Origin of the sequence: Mycobacterium sp., from assembly GCF_047975165.1 — a bacterium.
Classification (GTDB): Bacteria; Actinomycetota; Actinomycetes; order Mycobacteriales; family Mycobacteriaceae; genus Mycobacterium.
This window is the reverse complement of sequence record NZ_JBKECZ010000047.1, coordinates 17,759-30,179: the sequence shown is the minus strand read 5'-3', so window position 1 is coordinate 30,179 and position 12,421 is coordinate 17,759. Positions and strand designations below refer to the sequence as shown.

Sequence of the window (12,421 nt, the reverse complement as noted above, 5' to 3'; positions counted from 1 at the left end):
CCCGCGTGTCAGGCCGGGGCGGATTTCACGTAGCGCGTATAGAGGTAACCGGCATCGTCGGTCAGCGTCAGATCGCGCAGCATCCGGGTTGGCAGCTCACTCGGCCCCGAGGCGATGCGGGGGGCGGCTCCGCCGGCCACGAACGGCGCGATCGTCAGGCACAGCTCGTCGAGCAGGTCCGCTTCGATGAAGGTGCCCAGCAGGGTGGGTCCACCCTCGGTGAGGACCCGGCGCAGACCCCGGGAGGCCAGCCCGGCCAGGACGCGGGCCATGTCCACCTGCGCAGGGTCGTCACCCGAGGCGTCGATGATTTCGGCGGCCGGGCCGTCCAACCCGGCCAACCGGTGCCGGGTGTCGTCGGCGGCCGCGTGGCAGGTGAATACCAGCGGGGCCACTTCGGTCCGGGTGAACACCGCAAGGTCGCGGTTCAGACGCCCGCTGCGGCTGACGATCGCGATCGGCGGTATCTCGCCCTGGCCGCGGTCCTGACGTTGCCGTCTCGCCGGGACGCTGATGTGGGCGCCTGAATAGCCTTCGGCGCGCACCGTGCCGGCGCCGACGACGATGACGTCGGCGAGTTCGCGCAGGGTGTTGAACACGGCCCGGTCGCCGAGGCTGCCGAGTGCACCGCTGCGGCCCCCGATGGTCGCGGCGCCGTCGAGGCTGGTGATGAAATTTGCGCGCACCCAGGTGCGCTCGGGTGGGTAGCCGTAGAGTGCCGCAAGCTGCGGCTGGCCGAGTTCGCGTCCCGACTCCAGGTGCCCGAAGGATGCCTCCGCCGGGCTCGCGGCTGGTGCGTCGGGCATGGGTTCGATTGCACCATGTGGCTACAGTGCCAGCATGGCCGGGGTTGGTTCGGACGGTGTTGGGCATCTGGTGGACCGGCATCCGTCGGTGTCGCCGGGCCGGCTGATCGCCCAGTTGCGGCCGCCGCCGACGTTCGCCGACGTCGGCTTTGCCACCTATCGGCCGGATCCGGCCGAACCCACCCAGGCCGCCGCGGTCGAATCCTGCCGGGACTTCTGCCGGCAGGCAGTGGCGCGTCGCGCGGGCCGCAAGAGGTTGTTCGGCCGGCGCGACCCGCTGCCGGGTGTGGGGCTGTATCTGGACGGCGGGTTCGGCGTCGGCAAGACCCACCTGTTGGCCTCTGCGTACTACGAGCTGCCCGGTGTGGGTCCGGGTGTGCCGGAGCAGCCCAAGGCGTTCGCGACGTTCGGTGAGCTGACCCAGCTGGCCGGGGTGTTCGGCTTCACCGAATGCATCGACATGCTGGCCGGCTACACCGCGGTGTGCATCGACGAATTCGAACTCGACGACCCGGGTAACACCACGCTGATCTCGCGGATGCTGTCCTCGCTGGTGCAGCGAGGTGTGTCGGTGGCGGCGACCTCCAACACGCTGCCCGGGCAACTGGGTGAGGGCCGGTTCGCCGCACAGGACTTCCTGCGCGAAATCAACACCCTGGCAGAGATTTTCACCGTGATGCGGATCGAAGGTCCCGACTACCGGCACCGCGACCTGCCGCCCGCCCCGCCACCGCTGTCCAACGACGACGTCGCCGCGCGGGCCGCCGCGGTGCCCGGGGCGACGCTGGACGACTTCGACACGCTGTGCGCGCACCTGGCCACCATGCATCCCTCGCGGTATCTGACACTGATCGAGGGCGTCACCGCGGTGTTCCTGACCGGTGTGCACGGCATCGACGACCAGAGCGTGGCGCTGCGACTGGTCGCCCTGACCGACCGGCTCTATGACGCCGGGATTCCGGTGGCGGCGTCGGGGGACAGGCTGGACACGATTTTCAGCGATGAGATGCTCGCCGGCGGGTACCGGAAGAAATACCTGCGGGCCACCTCCCGGCTGCTGGCCCTGACCGCCTTGCGGGACTGATGATCACGACAATTCCCGGACCATGACGTAGTCGTCTTCGACAAAGCTGCCCATCTGAAACGTCTTGGCGCCGGTGACGGTGAATCCGTGCTTGCGGTAGAACCGCACCGCGCGCAGGTTCTTTTCGTTGGCGCCCAGCCATATGCAGCGCGCACCCCAGTCGAATGCCGCCGATATCGCGGCGTCCAGTAGCGCCGCCGATATCCCGGTGCCGTGAAAGTCCGTGAGTAGATACAACTTTGACAGCTCCACCGCAGGCCGCAGCGGCACGGCGCGCTGAATCCGGTCGTCGTTCGGAACACCGCGGATCACCATGACATACCCGGCAATTCCGTCGGGATTGCGGGCCGCGATGACCGCGCGGCGCGGATCACTCAGGTAGGCGGCGAAGCATTCCGGCGACAACTGGGCGTCGACGAAGGCGGCGATGTCCTCCGGTCGCGACCACGGCGGGCACGCCAGCGGGAATGTGCGGGCGGCAACCGCGGCCAATTCGCCAGCGTCACCGGCAGTCGCGCGTTCGATCTTCAGCGCTGATGTTCCCGGTCAGGTCACAGGTTCCACTGGGCCAGGTGCTCGCCGGTCTTGCGGTCCAGCAGCACGACCACCGTCACCGGGTCGCGGTAGGCGTCCCAGTACACCGCGCCGCGCACGATCTTGCCCTGCGGGGCGTTCACCAGCACGGCGTCCAGCGCGTCGGGTGCGTCCGAGGTGCGCGGCTTGTAGGCGTCGGCGAAGTCGGTGACCCCGTTGAAGCTGAAGTTCTTGGCCATGATGAAGGCGTTGGGCACCTGCACGGCGCGCACCACCACGTCGGCGCGGGCCACCGAACTGCCCGGGAAGCTCTTCACCGGAATACCGCTGCGGGTGTAGCCGAATCCGGGCGGCGGGTCGCACGGCTCCACACTGCTGACGGTGATGTCGGCGACGTAGGTGCCGGTATTCACCCGCAGGGTGTCGCCGAGTCGGCCGATCGGGGCCTCGTCGTCGGCGTGGGCGGGCGGGATCGGCAGCACGCCGGCGCTGGATCCGGCGACTGGCAGAGCGGCGAACAGTGCGGTGAGCAGAATCAGCCAGCGGTGCACGATTGCCTCCTGATGACACCACCTCGGGGACGTTGGCAAGATTACACAGCAGGTCGCGGTATCGGGAGGGGGGTAGGGATAGGTAGTGGTGCGCGATACTGGGATTGAACCAGTGACCTCTTCCGTGTCAGGGAAGCGCTCTCCCGCTGAGCTAATCGCGCCGGGAACGAATGCTGGAGGTGGAGACGGGAATCGAACCCGTGTGCACGGCTTTGCAGGCCGTTGCCTCACCACTCGGCCACTCCACCGCAGGGATTGATGCCACTTGCACCTTCGAGCGGATGACGGGATTCGAACCCGCGACCCTCACCTTGGCAAGGTGATGCGCTACCAACTGCGCTACATCCGCGCGCAACGAACGAGATCGTCGCCCGGTGCGAAGCACGACGATAGTCCAGTGCGCGGGCGCACACAAATCCCTGAGTGCCAGCGTGTCCGGTGGTTCGTGCGGGTCTTGGCCGGCGGCCACGGGCGGCGACGAGGTCGGCAACGAACGCGGCTCATCCGGGGCCATCGGCTGAATATGGTCTGCGACTAGTTTCACTGTCATAACTGTTGGCGCGGCTCTAGATGAGGTGAATGCTGCGGCGGCGTCGGTGACGACGTCGGTGGCGGGTGCCGGGGCCGATGAGGTGTCGGCGGCGGTGGCTGCGGTGTTCGGTGAGTTCGGCGTGGCCTATCAGGGTGTGGCCGCTCAGGTGTTGGGGTTTCAGCGGGTGTTTTCGGAGTCGTTGGCGGGTGCGGGGTCGTTGTATTCCGGTGCGGAGGCGTTGTCGGCGGAGTCGATGGCCGAGCAGATTTTCGCGCCGATCAACGAGCCGTTCGTGACCTATACCGGGCGGCCGTTGGTCGGTGACGGCGCGGATGGGACCGCGGGCAGTGTTGATGGTGGGGCCGGGGGTCACGGTGGTGACGGCGGCGGCAACGGCGGCAACGGCGGATCCGGTGGCGGTAACGGTGGTGCGGGTGGGCTGGACCAATACCGATCCGGGAATGATGGCTGGTTCGCACGACGGCGGTGACGGCGGCATAGGCGGTGCTGGAGGCGGTGCGGCCGACAACACGACCGCCGCCGCTACCGGTGGCACAGGGGGTACCGGCGGTGACGGCGGGCCTGCGGGAACCGGTGCCGGTGGCGGCGCTAATGGTGTGATGGGTGATGGTGGCGCTGGTGGTACCAGCGGCGAGGGCACCCCCGCCGGCGTGACCTGGCGCGTGGTTGGCGGGCAGCGCGCTGGATACCGCCCCGGCCACCGCCCATGCCCACCGGGCCCGCGTCTGCCCAGCCGGCTCCGTGCTAATCTTCGACGTCGTCTGTCGGCGCCGGTCCCGTGGCTCAGTGGGAGAGCGTCCGCTTCACACGCGGAAGGTCGCTGGTTCGATCCCAGCCGGGACCACCATCGGAGAACACCCGGAGGGGGAGCAACGATGCCGGTCACGGTGATCCTCGAGCTGCGGTTCACACCTGAGTCGATATCGGCCGGGAGCGACGTGATGAGCCGCGCCCTAGCCGACACCCGCGCGTTCGACGGGAATCTGCGCACCGACGTTCTCGTCGACGAAGACGACCCGGCGCACTGGCTGATCTACGAGGTTTGGGAATCGGTGGAACACGACGAGGCCTACCGGCGTTTCCGGGCCGGGCCGGGGAAACTCACCGAACTGGCCCCGTTGCTGGCGGCACCGCCGGTGAAGACCCGCTACACCACCAGCGACGTCTAGACAGCCATAGTCGGGGTCGTCCGGTGCCGGTTTCCCAGATGGTCCTGATCGGGCTGGCAGGACTGGGCGCCGGGGCGATCAACGCCCTGGTCGGCTCGGGCACGCTGATCACCTTTCCCACCCTGGTGACCCTCGGCTTTCCCCCGGTCACCGCCACCATGTCGAATGCGGTCGGGCTGGTCGCCGGGGGCGTGTCGAGCACCTGGGGCTACCGGGCCGAGTTGCGCGGCCAGTGGGACCGGCTGCGCTGGCAGATCCCGGCGTCGCTGACCGGCGCCGCGCTGGGCGCCTACCTGCTGCTGCACCTGCCGGAAAAGGTGTTCACCCGGATCGTGCCGGTGCTGCTGGTGCTGGCGCTGGCGCTGGTGCTGGCCGGACCCCGGATTCAGGGGTGGGCGCGGCGGCGGGCCGCGGCGGCGGGCCGGTCCCACGACCACGTCTCTGCGGCGCGGATGGCGGCGCTGGTGCTGGGCACCTTCGCCGTCGCGGTCTACGGCGGCTACTTCACCGCCGCCCAGGGCATCCTGCTGATCGGCGTGATGGGGGCGCTGCTTCACGAATCCGTGCAGCGAACCAACGCGGCCAAGAACCTGCTGTCGACGATTGTCAATATCGTTGCGGCCCTTGGCTATGTCCTGGTGGCACCGGACCGGATCAGCTGGGCGGCGGCCGGTCTGATCGCCGCGGGCTCACTGCTGGGCGGTCTGCTCGGGGCCCGCTACGGGCGCCGGCTGTCACCGAATGCGTTGCGGGCCGTCATCGTTGCGGTGGGGTTGATCGGCCTGGCCCGGCTGCTCACCGCGTGACCTGCCCGCCACCGCGATCGGGGCCCGGTTGCTTCAGGTCTGCGACGGCGTGCCCGTCGCGCCATAGTGCTGCGCCTCAAGCTCGGCGATCGCCCGCGAGGTGCGTTCGCGCAGCAGAATCGAGGCGGTGACACCGCAGATGATCGCGATGACCAGCGCTATCCAGGAAAACCTCGACAGCCAGCGTTCGGCCGCGATGCCGGCGTAATACACCAGCGCGGTGGTGCCGCCGGCCCAGCAGATGCCGCCGGCGACATTGGCGGCCAAAAAACGCGGGTAGGGCATTTTCAGCGCCCCGGCAAGCGGCCCGGCCAGGATCCGCAGCAGCGCGATGAACCGGCCGAAGAACACCGCGCGCACACCCCAGCGATCGAATGTCCGCTCGGCCAGCGCGATGTGCCCGGGCCCGAAATGCTTGGGGAACCGGCGGCCGAGCCGGTCGAAGAGCGGCATCCCGAACCTGCGGCCGATCGAGTAGCCGATGGAGTCGCCGATGACCGCCCCGGTCACCGCGGCGGCGGCGACGCCCACCGGGTTCACCGCCAGCTCGTGATGCGATGACATCAGTGCGGCGCTGACGAGCACGATTTCCCCGGGCAGCGGGACGCCCAGGCTTTCGATCCCGACCACCCCGCCGACCACCAGATAGACCGCCAGCGGCGGGATCGCCGCGAGTAGTGCCGTCACGTCCATGCGTACAGGATGCCTGACGGCCCGTCAGATGTGCGTATCGGCCGCGCGGCACACCGGCTAGTTGTTGAAACCCGACTGGTGGTCGCCGGTGTTGTCGAACCCCGAGCTGTAATCGCCGGTGTTGCCGATGCCCGTGCTGTAATGGGCGGCGTTGTTGATGCCGACGTTGTAGGTGCCGATGTTGCCGATGCCGGAATTCACCACACCTTCCGGGGTTGCCCAGGTGCCGTAGCCGGTATTCAGGTTGCCCGACAGGAAAGCGCCGGTGTTGTTGTCCCCGGAGTTGAAGAAGCCGGTGGTGTTCTCGCCGGCGTTGAACAGGCCGACGTTTCCGATGCCGGCGCTGAACGGGCCGAAACCCACCTGGTCGTCCCCGACCAGGCCGAATCCGACGTTGCCGTTGCCCTTGTTCCCGAAACCGATGTTGGGGTCGCCGATGTTCCCGGAACCGACATTGGATTCACCGATGTTGCCGCTGCCGAGGTTGAACGATCCGAGGTTGCCGCTGCCGATGTTGGTCGAACCCAAGTTTCCTCCGCCCCGGTTTCCGCCGCCGAGGTTCCCCGAGCCGACGTTCCCGGTGCCGTAGTTTCCCCCGCCGAGGTTGAGGTTGCCGCGGTTGCCGTTGCCGAAGTTGGTGTTGCCCTCATTGCCGCTGCCCACATTGGCCCTGCCGACGTTGCCGCTGCCCACGTTCGAGTCGCCGATGTTACCGCCGCCCAGGTTGTTGTCGCCGGTGTTGCCGAAGCCCAGATTCCACACGCCGTCATTGCCGATGCTGGTGTTGAGGTTGTAGAACTCGGCAAGTGACGTCGGCCAGGGTGACATGGCCGCGGCGGCGGACTGGGCCCGACCGAAGTAGTCGAGCAGTGCGGTCACGTCGGCTGTCCAGAATTCCCCGTAGAGGCCTTCGGCCGCCGCGATCGCCGGCGCGTTCTGGCCGAACAGGTTGGAGGTCACCAGGTGGACGAACGCGTTGCGGTTGGCGGCGACGGCCAGCGGGTGCACCGTTGCGGCGCGGGCAGCCTCGAAGGCGCCGGCCACCGCGCGCGCCTGGACCGCGGCCTGCGCGGCCCGCGCCGACGCCGCGCTGAGCCACCCGGAGTAGGGGGCGGCCGCCCCTGCCATGCCTGGCCGGTCAGCCCGGATGTCACCGTGGCAAAGGAATTGGCCGCCGCCGCCAATTCATCGGCCAGCGCCGTCCACGCGCCGGATGCCCGCAGCATCGGGGCTGGGCCCGCACCGGTGAACATGCGCAGCGAATTGAATTCCGGGGGTAACGCGAAAAAACTCACAATTTCTTCCGTACTCGAGATTTGCTTTCAGACCTCCACGACGCGGCGGGGCCCGTTTGGTCGAGGCCATCCGCAATGGCAGTGATTGTCGGTTCACATTGTCCGCCTGAACAACAGGTTCGGTGGTGCCCGAGGGTATCGATATCGGCGCGGCCGCGCAGGATATTCGGCTCTTGGCGATCGAGGCTTCGCGTACTCGTATGCTCGCGAGCGTAACGCCACGGCGAAATCCGGAGCGCGAAATCGCAGCCGCGTTACGCTCGCGAACGAATCTGAGCCGGCGGCGGGAACCCGGCGGCCGGTCGGGATAGGCTCGCGGGATGCCCGACGAGGCGCCGCAGTACCCGATCGAATCCGTCGACAACGCACTCAAACTCCTACTGCTGTTGGGGGAGCGGCCGCAGATCCGGCTGAGCGAGGCGACCCGCTACCTCGGCGTGGCATCCTCGACCGCACACCGACTGCTGGCGATGCTCACCTACCGCGGATTCGTCCGTCAGGACCCCGAGTCCAGGGCCTATCTGCCCGGCCCGGCACTGACCGGTGTGGCCTCGGCGATCCTCGGCCGGACCGACATTCACCGGACCGCGCTGCCGGTCATGCGCAGGCTCAGCGAGAGCTTGCGGGAATCGATTCATCTCGGGACGCTCGACGGCCCCAGCGTTCGGTTCGTTGCCGCCGTAGAAGGTCCGATGGCCGTACGGGTGGCGTCGCGGATGGGGCGCATGATGCCCGCACACTGCACCTCGACGGGAAAAGCGATGCTGGCCGGGTTGCCGGAGAACCAGTTGAGGCAGCTGTTCCCCGACGAAACGCTGGAGCGGGTCACGTCCCGGTCGATCGGCAGCCGCACCGAGTTGGAGGCCGAACTGGCCCGCATCCGGGAGCACGGCTATGCCGTCAGTTGCGGGGAGGGCGAGGAAGACGTTGCCTCGGTGGCTGTTTCGATACCCACCCGGGGGCAGGGGCTGCCGCTGGCGTTGAACGCCGCTGCCCCGCAGAACCGCTTGGACAGCTCCCGCTACGCGGAGGTGGCGGCCGCATTGACCGAGGGCGCCACCGAGATAGGCGATCAGCTGGGCTGACCGATGCCGGCCAGGCGGGCAATCTCGTGGCGCCACGCGGAATCGATGGTGAAGCCGGATCCCAAGTCCGGCAGGTCATCCCAGTCGCAGGCGTCGATGTCGCGCAGGGTGCCGCCGGCTGCGCGCACCTTCAACGACATGGCGGCCAGTTCGTTGAGCCCGATTGCCTGCAGCACCGCCTGCTCAACGGTTGCCGCGGCGCTGGTGATGCCGTGCCCGCGGCAGATCACCACCGGTGCATCCCCCATGGCCGCCACCATTTCCCGGCCCAGCCGCGCATTGCGGATCAGGACCGCGCGCTCGTAGACCGGCACCCCGCCACGGGCCAACCGCGCAGCGGGAATGTCGTAGGCGCCGTAGATGGGGCGCATCGCGATGCCGGCCAGATCGGCGGCGACCACGTCCGGGGGATGCAGGTGCGCGACGGCCCGGTGGCCGGGGTGGGCCCGCAGCGTTTCGACGTGGATCGGCAGCTCGTTGGGCACCCGGTAGCCGTCGAGTTCACCAGCGGCGGCTTCGGCTCCGTCGAAGGTGACCAGCCGGATATCGCTCGGACGGGTGAATGCGACCCCGGTGTCGGTATCGCTGCGGCAGCGGATCAGCAGGTGGTCGTCGTCCACGCGAAAGCTCAGATGGCCCAGCATGCCGTCGACCAGGCCGCGGGCGGCGGCGACCCGGCAGGCCTGTGCCACCAGCGCACGCTGCGGTTCCAGGCTCACTGCTTCGTCGATTGCGTCGTGCCCACCCGAAATCCGCCGTCGGGGTGAATGGTTTCCCCGGTGATCCCGCGGGACCGGTCAGAGGCCAGGAAAACGTAGCTCCACCCGTGATCCTCCCCGGAGAGTGCGACGTTCAGCGGGGTGCGTGCGGCCAGTGCGGCGGCCCTGCCGGGGGAGTCGTCGAGACGGACTTGGTCCAGGCCGAGGCTGGCCGCCCCGCGCAGGTCGGTGTTCAGCGTTCCGCCGGGTGCCACCCCGTTCACCCGGATCGCCGGCGCCAACTCGTGGGCCAGGGCCGTCACCAGCCCGCGGACCGCGAACTTCGACGACACGTACAGGGCGCCCCCGCGTCCGGGGTAGTAGGCCGACGTGGATTCGGTCAGCACGATCGAGGAGCCCGATTCGGCCCGCAGCGACGGGATCGCGGCTTTCACGGTCTGCAGGTGACTGAGCACATTGGTGCGGAACATCTCGTCGAACGCGCCCGGCAGATCGTCGGCGTCGATGTCGCCGAGCCCCCGGTAGAAGTCGAATACGCCGACACAGTTGACCAGGGTGTCCAGACCGCCGTAGGCCTGCACCGCGGTGCTGACCGCGCGCTCGGCGGCGTCGCGGTCACACGCGTCACCTACCGTCACCGGCACCCCGGGCAACTCCCGGCGCAGCCGGTCGCACTTGTCGGGGTCCCTTTCCAGCACGGCGATGTGCGCACCCTCGGCGCGGAAGGCATCCGCGACGGCCCGGCCGATCCCGGACCCGGCGCCCACGATCAGCGCTCGTTTCCCGGGCAGCCACCCGGTCACGGCTGCCCGGGCACGTCGGGGGCGTCGGGGGCGTCACCCTCGTCGGGCAGCAGCGGCGCCTGGGAGTTGCCCACCATGGCCTCCAGGGTACGGGTGTTCTGCCAGGTCAGCGCTTCGACCTCGAGGGCGTCCAGACTGATCCACTGCCCGGTCCGGTTCGCGGTGATCAGCAGCCGGGAACCGTTTCGGGTATCCACCCGCCGCACGGTCACCTCGGTGAATTCGTTGGCGATGGTGGCCGGTTCGCCGACGGTGCCGGCCAGCAGCGCCGTCAGCTCGGGATTCACAGGAAAACCGCCAGGTTCTGCATCCGCAGCACCGACTCGTCCACGTCGATACTGCGGCGGGCCAGCAGCCAGGTCTGCCGGGGCTCGTCCCAGCGCAGCAGATCCTCCCGGCCGCAGGACAGCAACGCGCTCTCGTTGACGTCGCCGCGACTGCGGAACAGCAACTCGGCCGACTCGACCAGCAGGTGTGTCGAGGCCGGGGCGCTGGAACATGTCGCGTCGGCGAAGGTGCGCACGTTGGTGACGAAGTGCCGCAGCCGCGAGGGCGGGTCCTCGGCCCACGCGTGCTCGGTGGCCATGCGGGCGACGCGCTGGCTCAGCGAGTACTTGTCCTCGTTGAAATGATCCATGCCCGGCGAGGTGTCGAATCCCGCGCCACGAGCCGTCGTCACCCGCACCGGCATGACGTAGCGGACGTCGTCGGTCATGGTGTCCAGCCATTGCGCGTACAGCTGGGCGTCCAGCAGGTAGGCCTCGTCCACCAGGAACTGGTGGGCGGCAAGATGGCGGACATCGTCGAACGGCAGCGGCTTTCCATTGTTTCTCAGCATCCGGCCTCCACGTGCCGGGCCCACAGTTCGAGCAGTTCGCGTTGGTTGTACTCGTTGTAGCCGACCTGGGCGCGACCCGGCCCGTGGAAGGCCTCTGCTGAGAGTGCGTCGATGACCGGGCGGTCGTCGGACAGCAGGCCCATCCGGCTGTTGAGCAGCAGGCGCCGCGCCATCGTCCCGGCTGCGGTGGAGGTCAGCGACACCCAGTTCTCCACGTCGTCCTGCTCGAACATGCCGGTGGAGCCGAAGCACATCAGATAGGCCCGGTAGGAGTCGCGTTTGAACTCCTCTGGCGCTGCGGCGTCGACGGCGAACCAGGAACACACCTCGGTCTCGTTCTCGCTGACCGGTTGCCACTGCCGGATCGAGATGAACGGCAGCACCGCGTCGCTGTCCTGGCCATTGCGGGAGTGCTCGTGGACTTTCGGCCAGTTGTGCACGAAGCTCAGGTTCGGGAAGCAGGTGGCCGCGGAGAACATGAAGCCGTCGTCGCCGATGACCTGCTGTTGCCGGGCCGACCAGGCGCCCTTGGCCCGGTCGATCATCTCCTGCGGATATCCGACATAGCGCATGCGTTCGTCGAAGGTGCCCGGCGGCAGTTTGTAGGTGGTGCCGCCGCCGGTGCCGGCCCAGTAGGTGGCGCCGTCCTTGCGTTTCTGTGCCTTGGGCTCGCGGAACAGGCCGATCTCGACGACCGAGGCGTGGGTGTGCGGGGTGTGGTACATGTCCCCGGAGAAATTTTCCGCGCCGATCTTCCAGTTGGCCTTGATCCGCCAGCGCTGCGGACCCCGCACCTGCAGGCCCCGGTCGCTCTGCTTGGTGTAGAAGTCGAGGTAGAAGGCGAAATCGCCCAGGAATTCCGTCAGCGGTGGCGCGTTCGGGTCCAGGCTGATGAAGATCAGGCCGTTGTAGCTGGCCAGGCTCGGGGCGGGCAGCAGGGTCTGTCCCTTGGCGAATCCGTCGTCGCCGCCGTAGGCGTCCCGGTGAAACGGCAGGCCGGTGAGCCGGCCGTCGTTGCGGTAGGTCCATCCGTGATAGGGGCAGCGGAAGTTCGAGGCGTTGCCCATCTCGGCGCGGCACATCTGCATGCCGCGGTGCAGGCACATGTTGAAATGCGCGCGAATCCGGCCGGTGGAATCCCGAGTGACGATGAACGAGTCGTCGAGAACCCGGCGCACCACGTAGTCGCCGTCCTGGGGGATCTCCGACTCGTGGGCCACGAACATCCACGTCCGGGCGAACAGCCGCTTCTTTTCCAGGTCGAAGACGTCTTCGTCGTTGTAGATGTGCGCGGGGATCATGCCTCGGCGCAGGTTGTCGGCGATGTCCCGGATCGCGGTGCCGCCTTCGACGTCACGGTGGCCGCCCACCTGACCTCCATCCTCGTGTTTTCTGTTATACAGAGACTATCTCCGCTCTACAGAATGGTGTCTCGGTGGTCGCAGGTCAAACGCCGTGCGCGCCGGGTGCGGACCCGGCACGGGT

14 protein-coding genes, 4 tRNA genes and 1 pseudogene are annotated in these 12,421 nt (G+C 68.2%); 6 read left to right on the top strand and 13 right to left on the bottom strand.

Features of this window, described 5'->3' with window-relative positions; genetic code table 11:
- Positions 1 to 8 precede the first annotated feature (8 nt).
- On the bottom strand, positions 9 to 806 hold the full coding sequence (locus ACK5M9_RS04965) for a pyrimidine reductase family protein (RefSeq protein WP_416892072.1): 798 nt from the start codon (positions 804 to 806) through the stop codon (positions 9 to 11).
- Between ACK5M9_RS04965 and zapE the strand changes: the two genes are divergently transcribed.
- Complete coding sequence (zapE, locus tag ACK5M9_RS04960; RefSeq protein ID WP_416892071.1) at positions 805 to 1,890, top strand: cell division protein ZapE; 1,086 nt, start codon at positions 805 to 807, stop codon at positions 1,888 to 1,890. The two genes, ACK5M9_RS04965 and zapE, sit on opposite strands and share 2 nt — an antisense overlap.
- 3 nt (positions 1,891 to 1,893) lie before the next feature.
- On the opposite strand, the gene ACK5M9_RS04955 is transcribed toward zapE, so the two are convergent.
- The 5 genes from ACK5M9_RS04955 to ACK5M9_RS04935 form a co-directional block, all read right to left on the bottom strand.
- Positions 1,894 to 2,382, bottom strand: coding sequence for a GNAT family N-acetyltransferase (locus ACK5M9_RS04955; RefSeq protein WP_416892070.1), 489 nt, complete (start codon positions 2,380 to 2,382; stop codon positions 1,894 to 1,896).
- Between the two features lie 59 nt (positions 2,383 to 2,441).
- Complete coding sequence (locus ACK5M9_RS04950; RefSeq protein WP_416892069.1) at positions 2,442 to 2,975, bottom strand: hypothetical protein; 534 nt, start codon at positions 2,973 to 2,975, stop codon at positions 2,442 to 2,444.
- An 86-nt stretch (positions 2,976 to 3,061) separates the two neighbouring features.
- A tRNA-Val gene (locus ACK5M9_RS04945) sits at positions 3,062 to 3,136 on the bottom strand.
- 13 nt (positions 3,137 to 3,149) lie between these two features.
- A tRNA-Cys gene (locus tag ACK5M9_RS04940) sits at positions 3,150 to 3,223 on the bottom strand.
- 28 nt (positions 3,224 to 3,251) lie between these two features.
- Positions 3,252 to 3,324 (bottom strand) — tRNA-Gly (locus ACK5M9_RS04935).
- A 172-nt stretch (positions 3,325 to 3,496) separates the two neighbouring features.
- Here ACK5M9_RS04935 and ACK5M9_RS04930 point away from each other — a divergent pair.
- From ACK5M9_RS04930 to ACK5M9_RS04915, 4 genes are all read left to right on the top strand, one after another.
- On the top strand, positions 3,497 to 3,997 hold the full coding sequence (locus ACK5M9_RS04930) for a PE family protein (RefSeq protein WP_416892138.1): 501 nt from the start codon (positions 3,497 to 3,499) through the stop codon (positions 3,995 to 3,997).
- 303 nt (positions 3,998 to 4,300) lie between these two features.
- Positions 4,301 to 4,375, top strand: a tRNA-Val gene (locus tag ACK5M9_RS04925).
- A 28-nt stretch (positions 4,376 to 4,403) separates the two neighbouring features.
- Positions 4,404 to 4,697, top strand: a complete 294-nt coding sequence (locus tag ACK5M9_RS04920) for a putative quinol monooxygenase (protein WP_416892068.1) — start codon at positions 4,404 to 4,406, stop codon at positions 4,695 to 4,697.
- 23 nt (positions 4,698 to 4,720) lie between these two features.
- The gene (locus ACK5M9_RS04915) at positions 4,721 to 5,503 is read left to right on the top strand and encodes a sulfite exporter TauE/SafE family protein (protein ID WP_416892067.1); all 783 of its coding nucleotides are present in this window, start codon (positions 4,721 to 4,723) and stop codon (positions 5,501 to 5,503) included.
- Positions 5,504 to 5,536: 33 nt separating this feature from the next.
- Here the strand turns inward: ACK5M9_RS04915 and ACK5M9_RS04910 are convergent, their stop codons facing one another.
- The gene (locus tag ACK5M9_RS04910) at positions 5,537 to 6,196 is read right to left on the bottom strand and encodes a DedA family protein (RefSeq protein ID WP_416892066.1); all 660 of its coding nucleotides are present in this window, start codon (positions 6,194 to 6,196) and stop codon (positions 5,537 to 5,539) included.
- Positions 6,197 to 6,256: 60 nt separating this feature from the next.
- Positions 6,257 to 7,491: pseudogene (locus tag ACK5M9_RS04905) on the bottom strand (PPE family protein); the annotation flags it as partial.
- A 320-nt stretch (positions 7,492 to 7,811) separates the two neighbouring features.
- On the opposite strand from ACK5M9_RS04905, the gene ACK5M9_RS04900 reads away from it, so the two are divergent.
- On the top strand, positions 7,812 to 8,576 hold the full coding sequence (locus tag ACK5M9_RS04900) for an IclR family transcriptional regulator (protein WP_416892065.1): 765 nt from the start codon (positions 7,812 to 7,814) through the stop codon (positions 8,574 to 8,576).
- Here ACK5M9_RS04900 and ACK5M9_RS04895 read toward each other — a convergent pair.
- The 5 genes from ACK5M9_RS04895 to ACK5M9_RS04875 are packed head-to-tail and all read right to left on the bottom strand — an operon-like array spanning position 8,564 to position 12,237.
- The gene (locus tag ACK5M9_RS04895; RefSeq protein WP_416892064.1) at positions 8,564 to 9,295 is read right to left on the bottom strand and encodes a class II aldolase/adducin family protein; all 732 of its coding nucleotides are present in this window, start codon (positions 9,293 to 9,295) and stop codon (positions 8,564 to 8,566) included. The two genes, ACK5M9_RS04900 and ACK5M9_RS04895, sit on opposite strands and share 13 nt — an antisense overlap.
- Positions 9,292 to 10,098, bottom strand: coding sequence for a 3-(cis-5,6-dihydroxycyclohexa-1,3-dien-1-yl)propanoate dehydrogenase (gene hcaB / locus ACK5M9_RS04890; protein ID WP_416892063.1), 807 nt, complete (start codon positions 10,096 to 10,098; stop codon positions 9,292 to 9,294). Before hcaB ends, ACK5M9_RS04895 begins: the two co-directional genes overlap by 4 nt.
- A complete protein-coding gene (locus tag ACK5M9_RS04885) occupies positions 10,095 to 10,385 on the bottom strand; it encodes a dihydrodiol dehydrogenase (protein ID WP_416892062.1) in 291 nt (96 codons plus the stop codon). Before ACK5M9_RS04885 ends, hcaB begins: the two co-directional genes overlap by 4 nt.
- A complete protein-coding gene (locus ACK5M9_RS04880; protein ID WP_416892061.1) occupies positions 10,382 to 10,936 on the bottom strand; it encodes a 3-phenylpropionate/cinnamic acid dioxygenase subunit beta in 555 nt (184 codons plus the stop codon). The genes ACK5M9_RS04885 and ACK5M9_RS04880 overlap by 4 nt, the downstream gene beginning before the upstream one ends.
- Entirely contained in the window at positions 10,930 to 12,237 is a 1,308-nt protein-coding gene (locus tag ACK5M9_RS04875; protein ID WP_416892137.1) for a Rieske 2Fe-2S domain-containing protein, read from the bottom strand. Before ACK5M9_RS04875 ends, ACK5M9_RS04880 begins: the two co-directional genes overlap by 7 nt.
- Between the last annotated feature and the right edge of the window lie 184 nt (positions 12,238 to 12,421).

What these genes read in the sequence shown, in the direction of transcription:
- ACK5M9_RS04900 (WP_416892065.1), top strand. Translation starts at nt 7,812, where the DNA reads ATGCCCGACGAGGCGCCGCAGTACCCGATCGAATCCGTCGACAACGCA.
- zapE (WP_416892071.1), top strand. Translation starts at nt 805, where the DNA reads ATGGGTTCGATTGCACCATGTGGCTACAGTGCCAGCATGGCCGGGGTT.
- ACK5M9_RS04910 (WP_416892066.1), bottom strand. Translation starts at nt 6,196, where the DNA reads ATGGACGTGACGGCACTACTCGCGGCGATCCCGCCGCTGGCGGTCTAT.
- ACK5M9_RS04965 (WP_416892072.1), bottom strand. Translation starts at nt 806, where the DNA reads ATGCCCGACGCACCAGCCGCGAGCCCGGCGGAGGCATCCTTCGGGCAC.
- ACK5M9_RS04920 (WP_416892068.1), top strand. Translation starts at nt 4,404, where the DNA reads ATGCCGGTCACGGTGATCCTCGAGCTGCGGTTCACACCTGAGTCGATA.
- ACK5M9_RS04875 (WP_416892137.1), bottom strand. Translation starts at nt 12,237, where the DNA reads ATGATCCCCGCGCACATCTACAACGACGAAGACGTCTTCGACCTGGAA.
- ACK5M9_RS04880 (WP_416892061.1), bottom strand. Translation starts at nt 10,936, where the DNA reads ATGCTGAGAAACAATGGAAAGCCGCTGCCGTTCGACGATGTCCGCCAT.